The organism is Burkholderia sp. PU8-34 (genome assembly GCF_053427725.1).
In genome coordinates this window covers 233559-255505 of record NZ_JBSAXC010000005.1, presented here as the reverse complement: position 1 = coordinate 255505, position 21947 = coordinate 233559, and the positions used below count along the sequence as shown (strand labels likewise).

24 protein-coding genes and 1 tRNA gene are annotated in these 21947 nt (G+C 66.7%); 20 read left to right on the top strand and 5 right to left on the bottom strand.

Features of this window, described 5'->3' with window-relative positions; genetic code table 11:
- Nucleotides 1–124: 124 nt before the first annotated feature.
- From kdsD to ACV22Z_RS15145, 11 genes are all read left to right on the top strand, one after another.
- A complete protein-coding gene (gene kdsD / locus ACV22Z_RS15195) occupies nucleotides 125–1108 on the top strand; it encodes an arabinose 5-phosphate isomerase KdsD (RefSeq protein WP_448077116.1) in 984 nt (327 codons plus the stop codon).
- On the top strand, nucleotides 1108–1644 hold the full coding sequence (locus ACV22Z_RS15190) for a KdsC family phosphatase (protein ID WP_448077115.1): 537 nt from the start codon (nucleotides 1108–1110) through the stop codon (nucleotides 1642–1644). The genes kdsD and ACV22Z_RS15190 overlap by 1 nt, the downstream gene beginning before the upstream one ends.
- A 3-nt stretch (nucleotides 1645–1647) precedes the next feature.
- A complete protein-coding gene (lptC, locus tag ACV22Z_RS15185) occupies nucleotides 1648–2262 on the top strand; it encodes an LPS export ABC transporter periplasmic protein LptC (protein ID WP_448077114.1) in 615 nt (204 codons plus the stop codon).
- Nucleotides 2263–2282: 20 nt separating this feature from the next.
- Nucleotides 2283–2948, top strand: coding sequence for a lipopolysaccharide transport periplasmic protein LptA (gene lptA, locus ACV22Z_RS15180; RefSeq protein ID WP_448077113.1), 666 nt, complete (start codon nucleotides 2283–2285; stop codon nucleotides 2946–2948).
- Nucleotides 2945–3721, top strand: a complete 777-nt coding sequence (gene lptB, locus ACV22Z_RS15175) for an LPS export ABC transporter ATP-binding protein (RefSeq protein WP_448077112.1) — start codon at nucleotides 2945–2947, stop codon at nucleotides 3719–3721. The genes lptA and lptB overlap by 4 nt, the downstream gene beginning before the upstream one ends.
- 173 nt (nucleotides 3722–3894) lie before the next feature.
- On the top strand, nucleotides 3895–5403 hold the full coding sequence (locus ACV22Z_RS15170) for an RNA polymerase factor sigma-54 (RefSeq protein ID WP_448077111.1): 1509 nt from the start codon (nucleotides 3895–3897) through the stop codon (nucleotides 5401–5403).
- Between the two features lie 158 nt (nucleotides 5404–5561).
- Nucleotides 5562–5930, top strand: a complete 369-nt coding sequence (gene hpf / locus ACV22Z_RS15165; protein ID WP_448077110.1) for a ribosome hibernation-promoting factor, HPF/YfiA family — start codon at nucleotides 5562–5564, stop codon at nucleotides 5928–5930.
- A 244-nt stretch (nucleotides 5931–6174) separates the two neighbouring features.
- Nucleotides 6175–6687, top strand: coding sequence for a PTS sugar transporter subunit IIA (locus tag ACV22Z_RS15160; RefSeq protein ID WP_448077109.1), 513 nt, complete (start codon nucleotides 6175–6177; stop codon nucleotides 6685–6687).
- Between the two features lie 128 nt (nucleotides 6688–6815).
- Nucleotides 6816–7784 carry an HPr(Ser) kinase/phosphatase gene (hprK, locus tag ACV22Z_RS15155; RefSeq protein WP_010090664.1) on the top strand — a complete coding sequence of 323 codons (969 nt, stop codon included), beginning with the start codon at nucleotides 6816–6818 and terminating at the stop codon, nucleotides 7782–7784.
- Between the two features lie 98 nt (nucleotides 7785–7882).
- Nucleotides 7883–8791 (top strand): RNase adapter RapZ, encoded by a 909-nt coding sequence (gene rapZ, locus ACV22Z_RS15150; protein WP_448077108.1) that lies wholly within the window; start codon nucleotides 7883–7885, stop codon nucleotides 8789–8791.
- Between the two features lie 24 nt (nucleotides 8792–8815).
- Nucleotides 8816–9460 (top strand): LON peptidase substrate-binding domain-containing protein, encoded by a 645-nt coding sequence (locus ACV22Z_RS15145; RefSeq protein WP_448077107.1) that lies wholly within the window; start codon nucleotides 8816–8818, stop codon nucleotides 9458–9460.
- Between the two features lie 52 nt (nucleotides 9461–9512).
- On the opposite strand, the gene mutY is transcribed toward ACV22Z_RS15145, so the two are convergent.
- Both mutY and mutM read right to left on the bottom strand, forming a co-directional pair.
- On the bottom strand, nucleotides 9513–10616 hold the full coding sequence (mutY, locus tag ACV22Z_RS15140; RefSeq protein ID WP_448077106.1) for an A/G-specific adenine glycosylase: 1104 nt from the start codon (nucleotides 10614–10616) through the stop codon (nucleotides 9513–9515).
- A 24-nt stretch (nucleotides 10617–10640) separates the two neighbouring features.
- A complete protein-coding gene (mutM, locus tag ACV22Z_RS15135; RefSeq protein WP_448077105.1) occupies nucleotides 10641–11471 on the bottom strand; it encodes a bifunctional DNA-formamidopyrimidine glycosylase/DNA-(apurinic or apyrimidinic site) lyase in 831 nt (276 codons plus the stop codon).
- A gap of 88 nt (nucleotides 11472–11559) precedes the next feature.
- Here mutM and ACV22Z_RS15130 point away from each other — a divergent pair, with 88 nt between their 5' ends.
- From ACV22Z_RS15130 to hisC, 8 genes are all read left to right on the top strand, one after another.
- Entirely contained in the window at nucleotides 11560–13389 is a 1830-nt protein-coding gene (locus ACV22Z_RS15130; protein ID WP_448077104.1) for a tetratricopeptide repeat protein, read from the top strand.
- On the top strand, nucleotides 13389–14009 hold the full coding sequence (lolB, locus tag ACV22Z_RS15125) for a lipoprotein insertase outer membrane protein LolB (protein WP_448077103.1): 621 nt from the start codon (nucleotides 13389–13391) through the stop codon (nucleotides 14007–14009). Before ACV22Z_RS15130 ends, lolB begins: the two co-directional genes overlap by 1 nt.
- A 29-nt stretch (nucleotides 14010–14038) precedes the next feature.
- Entirely contained in the window at nucleotides 14039–14920 is an 882-nt protein-coding gene (gene ispE, locus ACV22Z_RS15120) for a 4-(cytidine 5'-diphospho)-2-C-methyl-D-erythritol kinase (RefSeq protein WP_448077102.1), read from the top strand.
- A 52-nt stretch (nucleotides 14921–14972) separates the two neighbouring features.
- Nucleotides 14973–15049, top strand: a tRNA-Gln gene (locus tag ACV22Z_RS15115).
- Between the two features lie 44 nt (nucleotides 15050–15093).
- Nucleotides 15094–16056 carry a ribose-phosphate pyrophosphokinase gene (locus ACV22Z_RS15110; RefSeq protein ID WP_448077101.1) on the top strand — a complete coding sequence of 321 codons (963 nt, stop codon included), beginning with the start codon at nucleotides 15094–15096 and terminating at the stop codon, nucleotides 16054–16056.
- Nucleotides 16057–16217: 161 nt separating this feature from the next.
- Nucleotides 16218–16823 carry a 50S ribosomal protein L25/general stress protein Ctc gene (locus ACV22Z_RS15105; protein WP_448077100.1) on the top strand — a complete coding sequence of 202 codons (606 nt, stop codon included), beginning with the start codon at nucleotides 16218–16220 and terminating at the stop codon, nucleotides 16821–16823.
- 108 nt (nucleotides 16824–16931) lie between these two features.
- Entirely contained in the window at nucleotides 16932–17534 is a 603-nt protein-coding gene (gene pth, locus ACV22Z_RS15100; protein WP_448077099.1) for an aminoacyl-tRNA hydrolase, read from the top strand.
- A 118-nt stretch (nucleotides 17535–17652) separates the two neighbouring features.
- The gene (gene hisC, locus ACV22Z_RS15095) at nucleotides 17653–18720 is read left to right on the top strand and encodes a histidinol-phosphate transaminase (protein WP_448077098.1); all 1068 of its coding nucleotides are present in this window, start codon (nucleotides 17653–17655) and stop codon (nucleotides 18718–18720) included.
- 64 nt (nucleotides 18721–18784) lie between these two features.
- On the opposite strand, the gene ACV22Z_RS15090 is transcribed toward hisC, so the two are convergent.
- From ACV22Z_RS15090 to rsmD, 3 genes are all read right to left on the bottom strand, one after another.
- Nucleotides 18785–19051, bottom strand: coding sequence for a YfhL family 4Fe-4S dicluster ferredoxin (locus ACV22Z_RS15090; protein ID WP_448077097.1), 267 nt, complete (start codon nucleotides 19049–19051; stop codon nucleotides 18785–18787).
- Between the two features lie 59 nt (nucleotides 19052–19110).
- Nucleotides 19111–19605 (bottom strand): pantetheine-phosphate adenylyltransferase, encoded by a 495-nt coding sequence (coaD, locus tag ACV22Z_RS15085; protein WP_448077096.1) that lies wholly within the window; start codon nucleotides 19603–19605, stop codon nucleotides 19111–19113.
- Between the two features lie 111 nt (nucleotides 19606–19716).
- Nucleotides 19717–20343, bottom strand: a complete 627-nt coding sequence (gene rsmD, locus ACV22Z_RS15080) for a 16S rRNA (guanine(966)-N(2))-methyltransferase RsmD (RefSeq protein ID WP_448077095.1) — start codon at nucleotides 20341–20343, stop codon at nucleotides 19717–19719.
- A gap of 227 nt (nucleotides 20344–20570) precedes the next feature.
- On the opposite strand from rsmD, the gene ftsY reads away from it, so the two are divergent.
- Nucleotides 20571–21794: a signal recognition particle-docking protein FtsY gene (gene ftsY, locus ACV22Z_RS15075; protein ID WP_448077094.1), complete on the top strand. Its 1224-nt coding sequence runs from the start codon at nucleotides 20571–20573 to the stop codon at nucleotides 21792–21794.
- Nucleotides 21795–21947: the final 153 nt, after the last annotated feature.

Genomic DNA, 21947 nt, shown 5'->3' with positions numbered 1-21947 from the left:
GGCAAAGCGTCCTCGTTCGTCGGGGCCACGGCAATGCGGGCGCGGGTGGTGGCGGTGGTCAGGCGACCTCGGACGAGTCCGACGTGCCGGCGCGGCGAACAAACGCCTTTGCTATACTCCGCGCATGATAGCGAAAATCAATGATGATCGGGCGCTCGCGCTCGCCCGCGACGTGCTCGACATCGAGGCGGACGCCGTGCGCGCGCTGCGCGACCAGCTCGACGGCGACTTCGTCAAGGCCGTCGCGCTGCTGCTCGGCTGCGGCGGCCGCGTAGTGGTCTCCGGAATCGGTAAATCGGGGCATATCGCCCGCAAGATCGCGGCCACGCTGGCCAGCACCGGCACGCCCGCGTTCTTCGTCCATCCGGCCGAGGCGAGCCACGGCGACCTCGGGATGGTCACGGCCGACGACGTGTTCATCGGCATCTCCTACTCCGGCGAATCGGAAGAACTCGTCGCGATCCTGCCGCTCGTCAAGCGGATCGGCGCGAAGCTGATCGCGATCACGGGCCGCCCGGATTCCAGCCTCGGCACGCTCGCCGACGTGAACCTGAACGCCGCGGTGTCGAAGGAAGCGTGCCCGCTGAACCTCGCGCCCACCGCGAGCACGACGGCCGCGCTCGCGCTCGGCGACGCGCTCGCCGTCGCGGTGCTCGACGCGCGCGGCTTCGGCTCCGAGGATTTCGCGCGCTCGCACCCGGGCGGCGCGCTCGGCCGGCGCCTGCTCACCTATGTGCGCGACGTGATGCGCACCGGTGACGAGATCCCGTCCGTCGGGCTCGACGCGACGCTGTCCGACGCGCTGTTCCAGATCACCGCGAAGCGGCTGGGCATGACGGCCGTGGTCGGCGCGGATGGCAAGGTCGCGGGCATCTTCACCGACGGCGACCTGCGCCGCGTGCTCGCGCGCGACGGCGATTTCCGCACGCTGCCGATCGCCGACGTGATGACACGCAATCCGCGTACGATCGCGCCGGACCATCTGGCGGTCGAGGCCGTGGAACTGATGGAGCGTCACCGGATCAACCAGATGCTGGTGGTCGATGCCGACGGCGCGCTGATCGGCGCGCTGAACATGCACGACCTGTTCTCGAAGAAGGTGATCTGATGACCGCTCCGCTGACCGCGGCCGAACGCGCGAGCCGCGTGAAACTGATGATTTTCGACGTCGACGGCGTGCTGACCGACGGCGGCCTGCTGTTTACGGCCGCCGGCGACGCGATGAAGTCGTTCAATTCGCTCGATGGCCACGGCGTGAAGCTGCTCGGCGAAGTCGGCATCGCGACCGCGATCATCACCGGCCGGAAGTCGGAGATCGTCGCCGCGCGCGCGAAGGAAATGAAGATCACGCACCTGTTCCAGGGCGTCGAGAACAAGCTCGCCGTGTTCGGCGAGCTGGCCGGCTCGCTCGGCCTCGCGGCCGACGCGTGCGGCTACATGGGCGACGACTGGCCCGACCTGCCCGTGATGCTGCGCTGCGGCTTCGCGGCCGCGCCGGCGAACGCGCACCCCGAGGTGATCGCCCGTGCGCACTGGGTCGCCGAGGCCCGCGGCGGCCAGGGCGCCGTGCGCGAAGTCTGCGACGCGGTGCTGCGCGCGCAGCACCGGTACGACGCGCTGCTTGCAGCCGCCTGCGGAGCCTGACGGATGAACACCCATTTCCGCTGGACCCAGCTGCTGCCGCTCGTCGCGGTCGCGGCGCTCGCGGGCATCACGTGGTGGCTGCTGCAGGCGACGCTGCCACCGCCCGGCGAAGGCCCCGCGCCGCAAAAGCGCCACACGCCCGACTACTTCGCCGACAACTTCTCGGTCACCGAGCTCGACCAGTCCGGCGCGACCCAGTACCGGCTGACGGCGGCGAAGCTGATCCACTACGAAGATACCGAATCGAGCGACCTGACCGATCCGGCGATGCGCGCATTCCAGCCCGGCAAGCCGGTCGTGACGACCACCGCGAAGCGCGGCACCGTCAACGGCGACGTGTCGATCGTCGACCTGTACGACGACGCGCGCATCCTGCGCGCGGCGGGCGGCGGCGATCCGCAGATGCAGGCGGATTCCCAGCATTTCCGGATCTTCGTCAATGACGATGTGATCCAGACCGAAAAGCCGGTTAAACTTCAGCGCGGCCTGTCGCTCGTCAACGCGACCGACGGCATGAAGTACAACAACGTCACCCGGGTCATCGAGCTTTACGGCAACGTGCGCGGCACGATTGCCGCGCCGGACGCGTCCGGCGGCTCGAAAGGTCAACCCAAGTAACGCATCCCTCACGTGACTGCATGAACGAATCGTTCCCTCGTCAGAATACCGGCGGCGCCGTGCGCGCCGTCCGCGCCGCGCTCGCCGCGACGCTCGTCGCGCTCCCGCTGGCCGGGGTGGCGCCGCTCGCCCATGCCGAGAAGGCCGACCAGAACAAGCCGATCAACGTCGAGGCGGACAACCTGACCTATGACGACCTGAAGCAGGTGACCGTCGCAACCGGCAATGTCGTGATCACGAAGGGCACGATCGTCATCAAGGGCGATCGCGTCGAAGTGCGGCAGGATCCGGAAGGCTACCAGTACGCAACGTCGTACGGCAGCGGCAAGAAGCACGCGTCGTTCCGCCAGAAGCGCGAAGGCCTCGACGAATACATCGACGGCGACTCGGAACGCATCGACTACGACGGCAAGCAGGACCTGACGACGCTCACGACGGCGGCGACGGTGCGCCGCCTGCAGGGCACGTCGACAATCGCCGACACCGTGCACGGCAGCGTGGTCACGTACGACGGCCAGCGCGACTTCTACACCGCGCGGGGCGGCAAGGACGTTGCAGCGCCGGGCAACCCGAACGGCCGCGTGCGCGCGATGCTGTCGCCGAAGAACGGCGGCCCCGCGCCGCTGAACGGCGCGCCGGCCAAGCTCGCGCCGTCGAACGCGATCCAGGGAGCGCCTGGCCAATGAACGCGCTACCGAACCGCCAGCCGGCCGGCACCAGCAGCTCGCTCGTCGTCCGCAACCTGAAAAAGCGCTACGGCTCGCGCACCGTCGTCAAGGACGTGTCGCTCGACGTGAAGAGCGGCGAAGTCGTCGGCCTGCTCGGCCCGAACGGCGCCGGCAAGACCACGTCGTTCTACATGATCGTCGGGCTCGTGCCGCTCGACGCGGGTGAAATCTCGCTGAACGGCAGCTCGATCAGCCTGCTGCCGATCCACAAGCGCGCGTCGCTCGGCCTGTCTTACCTGCCGCAGGAAGCGTCCGTGTTCCGCAAGCTGACCGTCGAGGAGAACATCCGCGCGGTGCTCGAGCTGCAATACGGCGACGACGGCAAGCGGCTGTCGAAGGACGCGATCGCGGCACGCACCGAGGCGCTGCTCGACGAACTGCAGATCGGCCACCTGCGCGAGAATCCGGCGCTGTCGCTGTCGGGCGGCGAACGCCGGCGCGTCGAGATCGCGCGCGCGCTCGCGACCAACCCGAGCTTCATCCTGCTCGACGAGCCGTTCGCGGGCGTCGACCCGATCGCGGTGCTCGAGATCCAGAAGATCGTCAAGTTCCTGAAGCAGCGCAACATCGGCGTGCTGATCACGGACCATAACGTGCGCGAAACGCTCGGCATCTGCGACCACGCGTACATCATCAGCGACGGCTCGGTGCTCGCGGCCGGCGCCCCGAGCGAAATCATCGAGAACGAAAGCGTGCGCCGCGTGTACCTCGGCGAACACTTCCGCATGTAACGCGCCGTCACGGCAACGCTCTGCGCGGCCCCGCCCGGCTCTGCCGCGCGGGGCCGCGCCCCGTTTTGCCGCGTGTTGTCCCATTCCGCGCCCGGCCGCACCGCCGCGCGTAATCGCGGATGGCCCAACGCGCCTGCGTCGTGGCAAACTCCGGGTATGACTCCCTTCTTGCCATGAAAGCCAGCCTTCAACTCCGCCTGTCGCAACACCTGGCGCTGACGCCGCAACTGCAGCAGTCGATCCGGCTCCTGCAGCTGTCGACGCTCGAACTCCAGCAGGAAGTGGCGATGGCGGTCGCCCAGAATCCGCTGCTCGAGAACGACGACGAATGGATCGCGAGCCCGCTGCGCGTCGCAGCGGACGGTTCGCTGATCGCGCAGACGCCGCCCGCGTCGAACCCCGAGCCGATGGCGGGCACCAATGGCACCGGCCAGACCGGCGAGCGCGCCGAACGCGACGAGTCCGCCGGCGGCGACGATTACGACGGCTACGCAAACAGCGACAGCGGCGACGGGCCGCAGTGGAACCTCGACGAATTCGGCCGCGCGAGCGGCGCGTCCGACGACGACGACCTCCCGCCGCTGCAGGTGCAGGAAGCCGCGACGTCGCTGCGCGACCACCTGTCCGCGCAGCTGCGCGTCACGCAGGCCGGGCCGCGCGACCGCGCGCTCGTGATGTTCCTGATCGAATCGCTCGACGACGACGGCTACCTGACCGCGACGCTCGACGAGGTGCTCGCCGACCTGCCGCCCGAGCTCGAGGTCGACTGCGACGAATTGAACGCCGCGCTCGCGCTGCTGCACAGCTTCGACCCGGCCGGGGTCGGCGCCCGCTCGGCGTCCGAATGCCTGAAGCTGCAGCTGCTGCGGCTCGATCCGTCCCCGGCGCGCACGCTGTCGCTCGAGATCGTGTCGCAATACCTCGAGCTGCTGGCCGCGCGCGACTTCACACGGTTGCGCAAGCACCTGAAGGCGACCGACGACGCGCTGCGCGACGCGCACGCGCTGATCCGCTCGCTGGAGCCGTTCCCCGGCGCCGCATACGGCAAGGCCGAGGCCGACTACGTCGTGCCCGACATCATCGTGAAGAAGGTCGGCCAGGGCTGGCAGGCGGAACTCAATCCCGAAGTCGTGCCGCGCCTGCGGATCAACAACCTCTACGCAAACATCCTGCGCAACAGCCGCGGCGATCCGTCCGCCGGTTCGCTCAAGCAGCAACTGCAGGAAGCGCGCTGGCTGATCAAGAATATCCAGCAGCGCTTCGACACGATCCTGCGCGTCGCGCAGGCTATTGTCGAACGTCAGAAGAATTTCTTTGCGCACGGCGAAATTGCGATGCGCCCCTTGGTTTTGCGGGAGATTGCTGATACGCTGGGCCTACACGAGTCAACTGTCAGCCGTGTGACAACCGGGAAGTACATGCTGACCCCGTTCGGGACGCTTGAATTTAAGTACTTCTTCGGATCGCACGTCTCGACCGACACCGGTGGCGCCGCATCGTCAACCGCCATCCGTGCCCTGATCAAGCAACTGATAGGAGCCGAAGACACAAAATCGCCTCTTTCGGACAGCCGAATTGCCGAACTGCTGGCAGAACAAGGCTTCGTGGTCGCGCGCCGCACGGTTGCCAAGTATCGCGAAGCCCTCAAGATCCCGGCAGTAAATCTGCGCAAGTCTCTTTAAGCCTGCTGCCTGCCCGGCGGCAGGCGTGTTCCGGCCGCCGCGCATTCGGCGGACAAGCCGGACGACCTGTCCGCACTCGGCCGCCTCGGGCGGCACGGGCAAGTCGACCGGACGACCGCATCGAAGCGGATTGGTGGTCACTCGCTTGGAGAAGCACTATGAACCTGAAGATCAGTGGACATCATCTCGAAGTCACGCCTGCAATTCGCGAATACGTGATCACCAAGCTGGACCGGGTGCTACGGCATAGCGATCAGGTGATCGATGGCACTGTGATCCTCTCGGTCGACAACCACAAGGAAAAGGACAGGCAACAACGCGCGGAAATCAATCTGCACCTGAAGGGCAAGGACATCTTCGTCGAAAGCGCAAACGGCAACCTGTATGCGGCCATCGATCTGCTGATCGACAAGCTGGACCGCCAGGTCGTCAAGCACATGGAGCGCCTGCAAACGCACGCACACGATCCGATCAAGCTTCAGCCGGCGGTCGAGCAATTCGAACAGATCGAACTGCCGCCGCAATGACCGCTTCATGACCGCTTCATCGCATCAGCACGCCGCCCGGTTCGCCGGGCGGTTTTTTTATGTCCGCGCTTTATGTCCGCGCACTACGCCGCGGGCACCGTGCCCCACTCGCGCCAGCCGCCCGAGCGCGTCGCGCCACGCGCTCGGCTGTGTTCTATAATGCTCCGGTTATTGCCGGGGGGCGTTGGGTACGGTCGCCGTGCCTTGCAGGTCTCCATCGCCAAACGCCTTGATATTGCCAACCATGGATAATCAGTCTGCCGCCGCGAGGAGACCCCAGGCCGCCCAATCGCCTGCCAACATGAATCGCCTAGCCAAAATCCTGCCCCTAGAGAACGTCGTCATCGACCTCTCCGTCACCAGCAAGAAGCGCGTCTTCGAACAAGCCGGGCTGATGTTCGAGAATCAGAACGGCGTCGCCCGCAGCACCGTCACGGACAACCTGTTCGCGCGCGAGCGCCTCGGCTCGACCGGGCTTGGCGAAGGCGTCGCGATTCCGCACGGGCGCATCAAGGGCCTCAAGCATCCGCTCGCCGCGTTCGTGCGGCTCGCCGATCCGATTCCGTTCGAGGCGCCCGACGGCCAGCCGGTTTCCCTCCTGATTTTCCTGCTCGTCCCCGAGCAAGCCACCCAGCAGCACCTCGAAATCCTGTCGGAAATCGCGCAGCTGCTGTCCGACCGCGACGCGCGCGAGCGTTTGCACAACGAAACGGATCGCGTCGAGTTGCATAGCCTGCTCACTCAGTGGCAACCTTGAGTTGATCCGGGCGGTACATTTCCCCGAACGAGGCGGCGCAAGCCGCCGTCCCGGGCCGCCCGGCGCCGGCCCGGCATGGCGACGCCCGTCGCCGCGCGCACGCACCGGCTCATTGGAGTGACGGAGTCATGGATACGTCCAGCATCAACGCCCAGAGCATCTTCGACGACAACGCGGCCACGCTGAAACTCAGCTGGCTGACGGGGCATGAAGGCTGGGAACGCGGTTTTTCGGCCGACACCGTCGCCAATGCGACGTCGAGCGCCGACCTCGTCGGCCACCTGAACCTCATTCACCCGAACCGGATCCAGGTGCTCGGCGAAGCCGAGATCGACTACTACCAGCGGCAGACCGACGAGGACCGTTCGCGCCACATGGCCGAACTGATCGCCCTCGAGCCGCCGTTCCTCGTCGTCGCCGGCGGCGCCGCCGCGCCGCCCGAACTGGTGCTGCGCTGCACGCGCTCGTCGACCCCGCTGTTCACGACGCCGATGTCGGCCGCCGCGGTGATCGACAGTCTGCGCCTGTACATGTCGCGGATCCTCGCGCCGCGCGCGACGCTGCACGGCGTGTTCCTCGACATCCTCGGGATGGGCGTGCTGCTCACGGGCGACTCGGGCCTCGGCAAGAGCGAACTCGGCCTCGAGCTGATCAGCCGCGGGCATGGCCTCGTCGCCGACGACGCGGTCGACTTCGTCCGTCTTGGCCCCGATTTCGTCGAAGGCCGCTGCCCGCCGCTGCTGCAGAACCTGCTCGAAGTGCGCGGCCTCGGTCTCCTCGACATCAAGACGATCTTCGGCGAGACTGCCGTGCGCCGGAAAATGAAGCTGAAGCTGATCGTTCAGCTCGTGCGCCGCCCCGACGGCGAGTTCCAGCGCCTGCCGCTCGAAAGCCAGACCGTCGACGTGCTCGGTTTGCCGATCAGCAAGGTCACGATCCAGGTCGCGGCCGGCCGCAACCTCGCGGTGCTCGTCGAGGCGGCGGTCCGCAACACGATCCTGCAGTTGCGCGGAATCGACACGTTGCGCGATTTCATGGATCGGCAACGACTCGCAATGCAAGATCCGGATAGCCAGTTCCCCGGCAAGCTCGTATAGGGGCTGTCCATACCGACAACAGGCTTGCGCCGGCCGGCCGCGCAGCGCGGGCGCGTCTTGCCGGTGCTATGATGAAACGTCAGGATTTTCTGCTTCCCATGCGCATAGTTCTCATCACCGGCATTTCCGGCTCCGGCAAATCCGTCGCGCTGAACGCGCTGGAGGACGCAGGCTACTACTGCGTCGACAACCTGCCGCCGCACGTGCTGCCCGAGCTGACCCGCTACCTCGCCGAAGCGGGCCAGCAGCGGCTCGCGGTCGCGATCGACGCACGTTCGAGCGCATCGCTCGACGAAATGCCCGGCCTGATCCGCACGCTGTCGTGCGACCACGACGTGCGCGTGCTGTTCCTCAATGCGAGCACCCCGGCACTGATCCAGCGCTTTTCCGAAACGCGCCGCCGGCATCCGCTGTCCGGCTCCCCGTCGCACGACGCCGACGTCGGCCTGCTGTCGTCGCTCGAGGAGGCAATCGAGCGCGAGCGCGAACTCGTCGCGCCGCTCGCCGAATTCGGCCACCAGATCGACACGAGCAACCTGCGCGCGAACGCGCTGCGCACCTGGGTCAAACGCTTCATCGAGCAGAAGAACAACGATCTGATGCTGATGTTCGAATCGTTCGGCTTCAAGCGCGGCGTGCCGCTCGATGCCGACCTGATGTTCGACGTGCGGGCGCTGCCGAACCCGTATTACGACCATGAATTGCGCCCGCTCACCGGGCTCGATCAGCCGGTCATCGCGTTTCTCGACGCACTGCCGATCGTCCATCAGATGATCGACGACATCCATGCGTTCCTGATCAAATGGCTACCGCACTTCCGCGAAGACAACCGCAGCTACCTGACCGTCGCCATCGGCTGTACGGGCGGCCAGCATCGCTCGGTCTTCATCGCGGAAACGCTCGCCGCGCGCGTCGCGCGCGAGGCGAACGTGATCGTGCGGCATCGTGACGCGCCCGTGGATGTCGACGCGTCGTCGCGGCTCGTGACCGAGGTCGACAGACCTTAGCGACGCCGCTTCTCCGTAAGCGCCATGTCCTCTCTATCGACCACCCTGCTCGACCTGCCGCTGTTTCCGCTGCATACGGTGCTGTTTCCGGGAGGCCTGCTGCCGCTCAAGGTCTTCGAGGCGCGTTATCTCGACATGTCGCGCGCGTGCCTGCGCGACGACGCGCCGTTCGGCGTCTGCCTGCTGAAGAGCGGGCCGGAAGTCGCGCAGGAAGGCGCCGTGTCGGTGCCCGAAACGATCGGCTGCATGGCGCGCATCGTCGAATGCGACACCGGCGAATTCGGAATGCTGTTTCTGCAGGCAATCGGCACGCAGCGCTTCGAGCTGCTGTCGTATCGCGTCGAGGCCAACGGGCTGCTCGTCGGCATCGCCGAACCGCTGCCCGACGACATTCCGCTCGAGGGCGAGCAGGCGCTCGCGCAGTTCGGTGCATGCGCCGAGGTGCTGGAACGCATCATCGATGCGCTGAAACAGAAGATCGACAAGGAAAAGGAGAAGCTGCCGTTCTGCGAGCCGTTCCGGCTCGACGATCCGAGCTGGGTGTCGAACCGTCTCGCCGAACTGCTGCCGCTCGACCTGCGCGCGCGGCAGAAGCTGATGGAGTTTCCCGACGTCGGTGCGCGCATCGACGCCGTGCATCACGTGCTGAACCGGCACGGCTGGCTCTGACGCGACAGAGCGCGCACCGCGGCGCGCGCCCAGCGTTACGTCACGACTGCAGTCACAACAGCGAACCGCCCAATCCGGCGAGCAGCTTGCGCACAGGCGCGGGCACGCCATAGGCGTCGAGGCCGCTCAGCGGCACCCACGCAGTCTGCGCGTCCTGCACGACGGGTTCGCCGCTACCGTCACCCATCTCGCTCAACCGCGGCTCGATCTCGAGCTTGAAGTGCGTGAACGTGTGCGTCAGCGGCGCGAGCGGCACCGGGCCGCCGCCGCCGAATCCGCGCGCGCGCGCAGCCAGCGCGGCATCGCCATCGGCTTCCGGCAGGCTCCAGAGCCCGCCCCAGATGCCGGCGGGCGGACGCCGCTCGAGCAGCACCGCATCGCCGTCGCGCAGCACGAGCATCCACGTCTTCTTCGTCGGCACCTTCTTCTTCGGACGCGCGGCCGGCAACTCGCGCTGGCGGCCCGTCGACTGCGCGACGCAATCCCCCGCGAACGGGCAGCGCGCGCAATCCGGCTTGCCGCGCACGCACAGCGTCGCGCCGAGATCCATCAGCCCCTGCGTGTAGGCGCTCACGTCGGCCGCGTTCGCGGCGTCGGGCAAAAGCGATTCGGCAAGCGCCCACATGTCGTTCTCGACGCGCTTTTCGCCCGGGAACCCCTCGACGCCGAACACCCGTGCGAGCACGCGCTTCACGTTGCCGTCGAGAATCGTCGCGTGCGCGCCGAACGCGAACGACGCGATCGCCGCGGCGGTCGAGCGGCCGATGCCGGGCAGTTCGGCGAGCGCGTCCGGCGTCGACGGAAACGCGCCGCCATGCTCGGCAACCACGACCTGCGCGCAGCGATGCAGGTTGCGCGCGCGCGAGTAGTAGCCGAGGCCGGCCCACAGCGCCATCACGTCGTCGATCGGCGCGGCCGCGAGCGCGGCAACGTCGGGGCAGCGTTCGAGAAAGCGCAGGTAGTACGGCACGACGGTCGATACCTGCGTCTGCTGCAGCATGATTTCCGACAGCCAGATGCGATACGGGTCGCGCGTGTTCTGCCACGGCAGGTCGTGGCGCCCGTGCACGCGCTGCCACGCGATCAGGCGTGTGGCGAACGTGCGGTGCAGCGGTGTGACGGGAAACGGAGCGGGAGCGGTACGGGGTGGCTTCAAGGTTTCAAGAATGTGGCGAAAGGTTTAACGCTGGCAGGCCGGACAATAGTAGGTCGACCGCTGGCCCTGCACGATCTGCCGGATCGGCGTGCCGCACACGCGGCAAGGCTGCCCGGCGCGATCATAAACGAAGCAGTCGAGCTGGAAGTAGCCGCTCTCGCCGTTGCTGCCGACGAAATCGCGCAGCGTGCTGCCGCCGCGGTCGATCGCATCGGCGAGCGTCGCGCGCACGGCAACGGCGAGCCGCTCGTAGCGCGGCAGCGACACCTTGCCGGCCGCGGTGGTCGGCCGGATGCCCGCGCGGAACAGGCTCTCCGACGCGTAGATGTTGCCGACGCCGACGACGATGTCGCCCGCAAGCAGCGCCTGCTTGACCGACACGGAACGCCCGCGCGTGCGCGCGTGGAGCAGCGCGCCGGTGAAGGCCGGCGAAAAAGGCTCGACGCCGAGGCCGGCGAGGAGCGGATGGGCGTGCACGTCACCGGCCTCGCGCGGATGCCACAGCACGGCGCCGAAACGCCGCGGATCGCGAAAGCGCAGCACGAACTCGTCGAAAATCCAGTCGATGTGGTCGTGCTTGGCGGCGGCGGGCGGTGCACCGGCCGTCGGCAGCACGCGCAGCGTGCCCGTCATGCCGAGGTGCACGATGAACCAGCCGGCATCGACTTCGAACAGCAGATACTTGCCGCGCCGCTCGACGCCAAGCACCTCGCGCTCGCGCAACTGTTCCGCAAGCCCGGCGGGCACGGGCCAGCGCAGCATCGCGGTACGCACGTCGACGCGCTCGACGCGGCGGCCCGCGACAAAGGGTTCGATACCCCGGCGCGTCACTTCGACTTCTGGCAACTCTGGCATGTTCTTGGGGTCTTAAGCTCGATGATGACGATCGTGCGTGTATTGTAGCGAGCGCGTTACAATCGGCTGAAACATCGAACGGATTTCCATGACTCTGCCCTCGAAGCTGCTTCAGAAGCGCCCCGCCACCGCCGCTGCGCGTGGCTCGCGTGTCTTCCCGATCCGCCGCGCGCTCGGCGCCGCGCTGGTCGCCGCATGGACGCTCGCCGCCTTCCCGGCTCACGCACAGGATCCGGCTCCGGACGATGCCGAGTCTCAGAGCGCGTTCGATCACGTGTTGCCGGACGAGAAAAAGGATCTCCCGAACGTCGCGCTGACGAGCCAGATCGTCTACCAGGTGCTCGCCGCCGAAGTGGCGCTGCAGCGCAACCAGCCGGCGCCTGCGTTCCAGACCTACCTCGCGCTCGCACGCGACACGCACGATCCGCGCATGGCGCAGCGTGCGACCGAAATCGCGCTCGGCGCGCAGAGCCCGGCCGACGCGCTGTCCGCCGCGAACCTGTGGCTGCAGTACGCGCCCGATTCGAGCCGCGCGTCGCAGGTCGACGCCGCGCTGCTGGTGCTCTCCGGCAAGCCGGCCGACGCGCAGCCGATGCTCGCGCGCGAACTGGCACGCGCGACCGGCGACACGCGCGGCCCCGCGATCCTCGCGCTGCAGGCGCTGCTTGCGCGCGGTGCCGACCGCGTCGGCGGCCTAGCGGTGCTGAAGGACATGCTGAAGAACGACATGAACCGTCCCGAGGCGCAGCTCGCGATCGCCCGGCAGCAGCTCGCGGTCGACGACAAGGATGGCGCCGCGCAGTCGCTGAGGCAGGCGCTGCAGCTCCGGCCGGACTACCTGCCCGCGGCGCTGATGCTGTCGCAGATGGGGCCGGCGGAGCGCGCGGCGGGCATCGCGTCGTTCGAGAAATATGTTCAGCAGAATCCGAAGTCGCGCGACGCGCGCCTCGCGCTGTCGCAGCTGTATCTCGCCGACGACCGGCTCGACGATGCGCGGAAACAGTTCGAGACGATGCGCAAGCTCGACTCGAAGGACCCGACGCCGTTGATGGCGCTCGCGCTGATCAAGATCCAGCAGAAGAAGTTCGACGATGCGACAGCCTACCTGAAGCAGTACGTGCAGCTCGGCGAGAAGGATTCGAATCTCGACGTCGGCCAGGGCTACATCTACCTCGCGCAGATCGCGATCGACCAGGGCAACGATGCGCAGGCGTCGCAGTGGCTCGACAAGGTCGACCAGACGAGCCAGCACTACCTCCCCGCGCAGATCACGCGCGCGGAGCTGCTGCAGAAGCAGGGCAAGACCGACGAGGCGCGCAAGGTGCTCGACAACCTGTCGGTCACCGATCCGCGCGACGCTGCCGTGATCGCGCGCACCGACGCATCGATCCTGTTCACCGCAAAGCGGTACAACGAAGCGGAAGCTCGCCTGTCGCGGGCAGTCGACGATTTCCCGGACGATCCGGACCTGCGCTACGACTATGCGATGGCGGCCGAAAAGACCGGCCACTACTCGACGATGGAGAAGCAGCTGCGCGAATTGATCCGCACGCAGCCCGACAACCCGCAGGCGTACAACGCGCTCGGCTATTCGCTCGCCGACCGCAACCAGCGCCTGCCCGAGGCCAGCAAGCTGATCGAGAAGGCGGTCGCCCTCGCGCCGAATGACGCGTACATCATGGACAGCCTCGGCTGGGTGAAGTACCGGATGGGCGACACGGCCGGCGCGACGAAGATCCTGCAGCGCGCGTACGACCTGCAGCCGAATGCCGAAATCGGCGCGCATCTCGGCGAGGTGCTGTGGAAGGCCGGCGCACAGGACGAGGCACGCACCGCGTTGCGCGCGGCGCAGAAGCTCGAGCCGGACAACGACACGCTCGTGCAGACGCTCAAGCGACTCCAGATCAACGGTCTCTGATGCAGGGATTCCGGATGTTTTCCCCGTCTTCCCGTGTGGCGCGCGGCGCTGCCGCGGCCGCTGCAGCGCTCGCGCTCGCCGGCTGCGCGAGCACGCCGCCTTCGGCGAGCGCGCCGTCCGGCGGCGTGCTGCAGACCGCCGCGACGCACGCGTATCACGGCCGCTTCGCGGTGCAGTACAGCGACCGCCTCGGCAAGCCCCAGAACGTGTACGGCAACTTCGACTGGCAGGAACACGGCGACGATGTGTCGCTCGAACTGCGCAGCCCGCTCGGCCAGACGCTCGCGATCGTCAAGTCGTCGCCGCGCGAAGCGTCGCTCGAACTGCCGAACCGCGAGCCGAAATTCGCGCCGGACGTCGGCGAGCTGATGCAGAACACGCTCGGCTTCGCGTTGCCGCTCGCCGGCCTGCGCTACTGGCTGCTGCCGACGCCCGCCCCCGCGACGCCCGCGCAGACGGTACGCGATCCCGACGACGGCACGCACATCAAGCAGATCCGCCAGGATGGCTGGACGATCGATTACCTCGCCTACGCGGATGCGCCGGCCACCGGCGTCAAGCGCGTGAACCTCGTGCGCGAGACCCCTCCGCTCGACATCAAGCTCGTGCTCGACCAGTGAGCACGCACGCAGCCCGACACGACACCAGCATGACCGACTCGACCCGCTCGCTGCGCAACTGCCTTGCGCCCGCGAAACTCAACCTGTTCCTGCACATCACCGGCCGCCGCCCGAACGGCTACCACGACCTGCAAAGCGTGTTCCAGCTGCTGAACTGGGGCGACACGCTGCACTTCACGCTGCGCGACGACGGCAAGGTCGCGCGCGCGACCGACGTGCCCGGCGTGCCCGAGCAAAGCGATCTCGTCGTGCGCGCGGCGAACCTGCTGAAAGCGCACACGGGCACCACGGCCGGCGTCGACATCGAAATCGACAAGCGCCTGCCGATGGGCGCAGGCCTTGGCGGCGGCAGCTCCGATGCGGCGACGACGCTGCTCGCGCTGAACCGTCTCTGGCAAGTGAATCTGTCGCGCGCCGAATTGCAGTCGCTCGCGGTGAAACTCGGCGCGGACGTGCCGTTTTTTATTTTTGGAAAAAATGCGTTCGCAGAGGGTATCGGTGAAGAATTAGCTGAGGTACAATTGCCGACTCGCTGGTTCTTGGTTGTGACGCCAAGCGTTCATGTCCCAACCGCTGAAATTTTTTCAGATAAGTTGTTGACAAGAGATTCGAAGCCCGTCACAATAGCAGACTTTCTTGCACGACAAAGCAGCGACGCAGGATGGCCAGACAGTTTCGGTCGGAATGACATGCAGCAAGTTGTGACAAGTAAGTACGTGGAAGTTGCGCAGGTGGTCAAATGGTTGTATGATGTGACCCCCGCGAGGATGACCGGCTCAGGAGCAAGCGTGTTTGCGGCGTTTCGCAGCAAACAGGAGGCAGAAGCGGTGAAAGCCAATCTGCCCACCGGTTGGAACGGTGCAGTTGCCGAGAGTTTGAACGAGCATCCGCTCTTCGCTTTCGCGTCATGAAGTTTTACTTTGTCGGATGACCTACAGTCCGGCGAGGTTCAAAGTTGAGTGTAGGGGAGTCGCCAAGTTGGTCAAGGCACCGGATTTTGATTCCGGCATGCGAGGGTTCGAGTCCTTCCTCCCCTGCCAAAAATTTTCCCGCATTTCCCGCCCAAGCCCGAAGCAGGTGCACGATGAGCAGCCACAGCCATGATGGCCTGATGGTCTTTACTGGCAACGCGAATCCCGCGCTTGCTCAGGAAGTCGTCAATATTCTTGGAATTCCCCTCGGCAAAGCAATGGTCAGCCGTTTCTCCGACGGCGAGATCCAGGTCGAGATCCAGGAAAACGTGCGCGGCAAGGACGTCTTCGTCCTGCAATCCACGTGCGCGCCGACCAACGACAACCTGATGGAACTGATGATCATGGTCGATGCGCTGAAGCGCGCATCCGCAGGCCGGATCACCGCAGCCATCCCCTACTTCGGCTACGCCCGCCAGGACCGCCGCCCGCGTTCGGCGCGCGTCGCGATCTCGGCGAAGGTCGTCGCGAACATGCTGGAAATCGCCGGCGTCGAGCGGATCATCACGATGGATCTGCACGCCGACCAGATTCAGGGCTTCTTCGACATTCCGGTCGACAACATCTATGCAACGCCGATCCTGCTCGGCGACTTGCGCAAGCAGAACTATTCGGATCTGCTCGTCGTGTCGCCGGATGTCGGCGGCGTGGTCCGCGCCCGTGCGCTCGCGAAGCAGCTGAACTGCGATCTCGCGATCATCGACAAGCGTCGCCCGAAGGCGAACGTTGCCGAAGTGATGAACATCATCGGTGAAGTCGAAGGCCGCACCTGCGTGATCATGGACGACATGGTCGACACCGCCGGCACGCTCTGCAAGGCCGCGCAAGTGCTGAAGGACCGTGGCGCGAAGCAGGTGTTCGCTTACGCGACGCACCCGGTGCTGTCGGGTGGCGCTGCCGAGCGCATCGCCGCGTCGTCGCTCGACGAACTCGTCGTCACCGACACGATCCCGCTGTCCGCCGAATCGCTGGCCTGCTCGAAAATCCGCTCGCTGACGAGCGCGAGCCTCCTGGCCGAGACGTTCTCGCGGATCCGCCGCGGCGATTCGGTGATGTCGCTGTTCGCGGAATCCTGATCGGATACCGACACACAAAGCATGCGTAGAAAGCGAAGCGGCAACGCTTCGCTTTTTGCACAATCGGCCGGGACTTACGAAACCCCGGCCGTTTCATCGGGGGCCGCGCTGTCGACGGCCCCGTTTTACTGCCTGGTCGCGGGCAGCAAATGGAGAAACACATGAAAGTCGTCGCTTTCGAGCGCCAACTGCAAGGTACGGGTGCGAGCCGCCGCCTGCGCAACGCCGGTAAGACCACGGGTATCGTCTACGGTGGTGAAGCAGCGCCGCAAATGATCGAACTCGATCACAACGCCCTGTGGCATGCGCTGAAGAAGGAAGCCTTCCACTCGTCGATCCTCGAACTCGAAGTGGCCGGCGCATCGCAGCAAGTCCTGCTGCGTGATGTTCAGTACCACCCGTTCAAGCAACTCGTGCTGCACGTTGACTTCCAGCGCGTCGACGCGAAGAAGAAGCTGCACACGAAGGTGCCGGTTCACTTCGTGAACGCCGAAACGAGCCCGGCCGTTAAGCTGGCAAGCGCGATCATCGCGCACGTCGTGACGGAAATCGAAGTCGAGTGCCTGCCGGCCGACCTGCCGGAATTCGTCGAAATCGATCTGTCGAAGATCGAAGCGGGCCAGTCGCTGCACGCGAAGGACATCGCGCTGCCGAAGGGCGTCGCGCTGACCGCGCACGTCGACGCAGAAAACCCGGTCGTCGCTTCGGCAGCTCTGCCGGCTGGCGCCGTGGCGGATGCGGCTGAAGGCGAAACGCCGGCTGCCTAAGCGCCCTTTCGATCCGTTTTCCGAAACGGTCGACGCAACCCGCCGCGGCTTGCCCGGCGGGTTTTTCTTTTTTGCGCCCTGGCGGCTTGCGGCCGCCATCGAAACGTCATGATCAAACTGATCGTCGGCCTCGGCAATCCCGGGGCGGAATACACCGCGACACGCCACAACGCCGGCTTCTGGCTGATCGACCAGCTGGCCCGCGACGCGGGTGCCACGCTGCGCGACGAGCGCCGCTTCCACGGCTTTTACGCAAAGGCCCGCCTGCACGGCGAGGAAGTCCATCTGCTCGAGCCGCAGACCTACATGAACCGCTCCGGCCAGTCAGTCGTCGCGCTCGCGCATTTCTTCAAGATTCTGCCCGACCAGATCCTCGTCGCGCACGACGAGCTCGACCTGCCGCCCGGCACCGTCAAGCTGAAGCTCGGCGGCGGCAGCGGCGGCCACAATGGCCTCAAGGACATCTCCGCGCACCTGTCGACGCAGCACTACTGGCGGCTGCGGATCGGCATCGGCCACCCGCGCGACCTGATCCCCGAAAGCGCGCGCGCCGGCGCAAAGCCGGACGTCGCGAACTTCGTACTGAAGCCGCCGCGCCGCGAAGAGCAGGACGTGATCGACGCGGCGATCGAACGCGCGCTCGCCGTGATGCCGATGGTCGTCAAGGGCGAACTCGACCGCGCGACGATGCTGCTGCATCGCAACGGCTGACACTGCGCCGCGCGGCGTGCCACTTCCGCGCACAGCGCACCACCGGGAACGCACGCCGCGTCGCACCATGCGGCGCGCATGAGGTAATCTCGTTGTTTTACCCGTCAGGAGCCAAGCGGTGAGCCGTTACTGGAGCGACGTCGTTCAGCAACTCGTGCCCTACGTGCCGGGCGAACAGCCCGCACTCGCGCACCCGGTCAAGCTGAACACCAACGAGAATCCCTATCCGCCTTCGCCGCGCGTCGTCGCAGCGATCACGCACGAACTCGGCGAGGCCGGCGACGCGCTGCGCCGCTACCCCGATCCGCTCGCGCGCAAGCTGCGCGAGACGGTCGCCGACCATCACCACATCGCCCCCGAGCAGGTCTTCGTCGGCAACGGCTCCGACGAAGTGCTCGCGCACACGTTCCACGCGCTGCTCAAGCACGACCAGCCGCTGCGCTTCCCGGACATCTCGTACAGCTTCTACCCGACCTACGCGCGCCTGTACGGCGTGCAATACGACGCGTTGCCGCTCGCCGACGATTTCTCGATCCGTGTCGACGACTATCTCGGCGATGCGGGCGGCGTGCTGTTCCCGAACCCGAATGCGCCGACCGGCCGCGCGCTGCCGCTCGCGGACATCGAGCGGATCGCGGCCGCGAACCCGTCGTCGCCCGTCGTGATCGACGAGGCATATGTGGATTTCGGCGCGGAGTCGGCGATCGCGCTGATCGACCGCTACCCGAACCTGCTCGTCGTCCATACGACGTCGAAGGCGCGTTCGCTCGCCGGGATGCGGGTCGGTTTCGCGTTCGGCCACACCGGGCTGATCGAAGCGCTCAATCGCGTGAAGGACAGCTTCAACTCGTATCCGCTCGACCGGCTCGCGCAGGTCGCGGCACAGGCGGCGTATGAAGACGACACCTACTTCGACGCGACCTGCCGGCGCGTGATCGACAGCCGCACGCGGCTCACGCAGGCGCTGGAGGGATTGGGATTCGAGGTGGTGCCGTCGGCCGCGAACTTCGTGTTCGCGCGCCATCCGGCGCACGACGCGGCCACGCTCGCGGCGCGGCTGAAGGAACGGGAAATCTTCGTGCGGCACTTCAAGCTGCCGCGGATCGACCAGCATCTGCGCATCACCGTCGGCACCGACGCCGAATGCGACACGTTCGTCGCGGCGCTGTGCGACCTGCTGGGCTGAGCCCGAAACAGCACGGGCGGCATGAGCAGCGCGGGCGGCACATGCCGCCCGGCCTGTCATTGCGTCACGATGCGTCGTCGCCCTTCGCGGCGATCAGCGCGTGGTATTTCGCCATCAACTGCTCGTGCGTTTCCTCATGCTGCGGGTCACGCGGAATGCATTCGACCGGACACACCTGCTGGCACTGCGGTTCGTCGAAATGGCCGACGCACTCGGTGCACTTGTTGGGGTCGATCACGTAGATTTCCGGGCCCATCGAAATTGCGCCGTTCGGGCACTCGGGCTCGCACACGTCGCAATTGATGCACTCGTCGGTAATCGTCAAAGCCATACTGATCTCACTTCATCGGGCCGGCCGCCGGTTTCGAAGAAACCGGCCGGCGCCGCGCTTCACGCGGCCCCACCCATCGAGGCCACTTTTTCCGTCAGCCACTTCTCGACCGACGGGAACACGAACTTGCTGACATCTCCGCCCAACTGGGCGATTTCGCGCACGATCGTCCCGGAAATGAACTGGTACTGATCGGACGGCGTCATGAACATCGTCTCGACGTCCGGCAGCAGATAGCGGTTCATCCCCGCCATCTGGAACTCATATTCGAAATCGGACACTGCGCGCAGGCCGCGCACGATCACCCGCGCGTTGTTGGTGCGGACGAAATCCTTCAGGAGGCCGGTGAAGCCCATCACCTTCACGTTCGGGTAATGGCCGAGCACCTCGTTCGCAATCTCCAGCCGCTCTTCCAGCGAGAAGAACGGCTTTTTCGCGCGGCTGTCGGCGACGCCGACTACCAGCGTATCAAAAATGCTCGACGCACGCCGCACGAGATCTTCGTGCCCACGCGTCAGCGGATCGAACGTACCCGGATACACGGCGACTACCATGTCGCTCCTCCTGTCATCACGCAAATGGGGGCGCAGCCGTGCGACGCGCACGCCACTGCCGAGATGGGCGCACGTCGCGTGGATCGCTCGGCGCCTCTTGTGGAACGCGCATTATTCATCATTTTCGCGTCGCAGCAAATGATAGTGCACCACGCCCGCCTTGCCATGCTTTGCGATCTGCCAGCCGGCGAGCGCGTCGTGCGCGGCCGGATCGAGTTCCTCGCCGGTCTCGACGTACAGCCAGCCGCCCGGTGCGACGAGCGGCGCGGTCAGCGCGATCGCGCGTGCGAGCACGGCCGCGTCGCCGAACGGCGGATCGAGGAACACGACGTCGAACGCGCCCGGCGTGAGCCCGGCCGCAAGACGCAATGCATCGGCCTCGGCGACCTCGACCGCGCGCGCGCCGAGCTTGTCCTTGATCGCACGCAGCTGCTGCGCCGCACGCGGATGCCGCTCGACCATCACGACGCTCGCCGCGCCGCGCGACGCGGCCTCGAAGCCGAGCGCGCCGGTGCCGGCGAACAGGTCGAGACAGCGCTGCCCGTCGAGATCCTGGCCGAGCCAGTTGAACAGCGTCTCGCGCACGCGATCGGGCGTCGGCCGCAGGCCGTCGAGATCCAGCACCGCGAGCGGCGTGCGTTTCCAGTCGCCGCCGATGATGCGGACCGTGTGCGGCTTGCCGCCGCGGCTCGTGGAGGCCGCCGGGCGGCCGGAAGATGAACGGGATGAACGGGACATACGGAAGGAAGATCGACTACGGAGGACCGGGCGCGCACGGGGCGCGCCGCCAAACAGGCGCACGTTACCACAAGCGGCGCCGCAAGCTGGCGCAAGCGCAGCGCGCTCGCCTGATAAAATGCGTGGTTTCGGCAGTCGCGCGCCGCGCCCGCACGGGTGCGCGCGACGGCCCGCACGCAGTCCGCGCGCCCACCGGCGGCGGCCTGCCCTCTTCCCGACGTCAGACCATGTTCAGTTTCTTCAAACGATTCAAGAAAGCGCAGGAGCCGACTCCCGCGGAATCGCTGCCGGCCGACGCGCCGCAACCGGAAGCGCAGCGCGCCGACAGCCGGCCGGCCGATGCGTCTCCGGCGAGCGTGCCGCAAGCACCGTTCGCCGCGCGCGAACCGGCGCCGCCCGCAAGCGCTTCGGCAACGCCGGCAGCGCAGCCGCCGGTTTCGGCCAAGCCCGCCGCGCCCTCCGTCGTGATGACGGTCACGCCGACCGGCAACGGCCGCGACGAAGTCGTCGAGACGGTCGAGATCGTCCCGCCGCCCGCGCAGGATCCGTCCGCCAGGAAGTCGTGGCTCGCCCGCCTGAAGTCCGGTCTCGCGAAGACGGGCTCGAGCATCACGAATGTGTTCGTCAACACGAAGATCGACGAGGATCTGTACGAGGAGCTCGAAACCGCGCTGCTGATGTCCGACGCGGGCGTCGACGCGACCGAGTTCCTGCTCGCCGCGCTGCGCGAGAAGGTGCGCACGGGCCGGCTGACCGATCCGCAGCAGGTCAAGGGCGCATTGCGCGACCTGCTCGTCGAGTTGCTGAAGCCGCTCGAGAAATCAATGACGCTCGGCCGCGCGCAGCCGCTCGTGATGATGATCGCGGGCGTCAACGGCGCGGGCAAGACGACCAGCATCGGCAAGCTCGCGAAGCATCTGCAGAGCTTCGACCAGTCGGTGCTGCTGGCCGCCGGCGACACGTTCCGCGCGGCCGCGCGCGAACAGCTGACGGTCTGGGGCGAGCGCAACAACGTGACGGTCGTGCAGCAGGAAAGCGGCGATCCGGCCGCGGTGATCTTCGACGCGGTCAGCGCCGCGCGTGCGCGCGGCATCGACGTGATGATGGCCGACACGGCCGGCCGCCTGCCGACGCAGCTGCACCTGATGGAAGAGCTGAAGAAAGTGAAGCGCGTGATCGCGAAGGCGCACGACGGCGCGCCGCACGAGGTGCTGCTCGTGATCGACGCGAACACGGGCCAGAACGGGCTCACGCAGGTGAAGGCGTTCGACGATGCGCTCGGGCTGACCGGCCTCATCGTCACGAAGCTCGACGGCACCGCGAAGGGCGGCATCCTCGCCGCGATTGCGCGCCAGCGTCCGGTGCCCGTCTACTTCATCGGCGTCGGCGAAAAGGTCGAGGACCTGCAGCCGTTCAGCGCAGAGGAATTCGCCGACGCGCTGCTCGGCTGAACGCGATACGCGGCCGCGAACACAGGGCGCCATGCAGGCGCCCTTTTTTCATGCCGCGGCGGTCGGCGTCAGTCGCCTCAGTCGCCTCAGTCGCCTCAGTCGCCTCAGTCGCCTCAGTCGCCTCAGTCGCCTCAGTCGCCTCAGTCAGCTTCG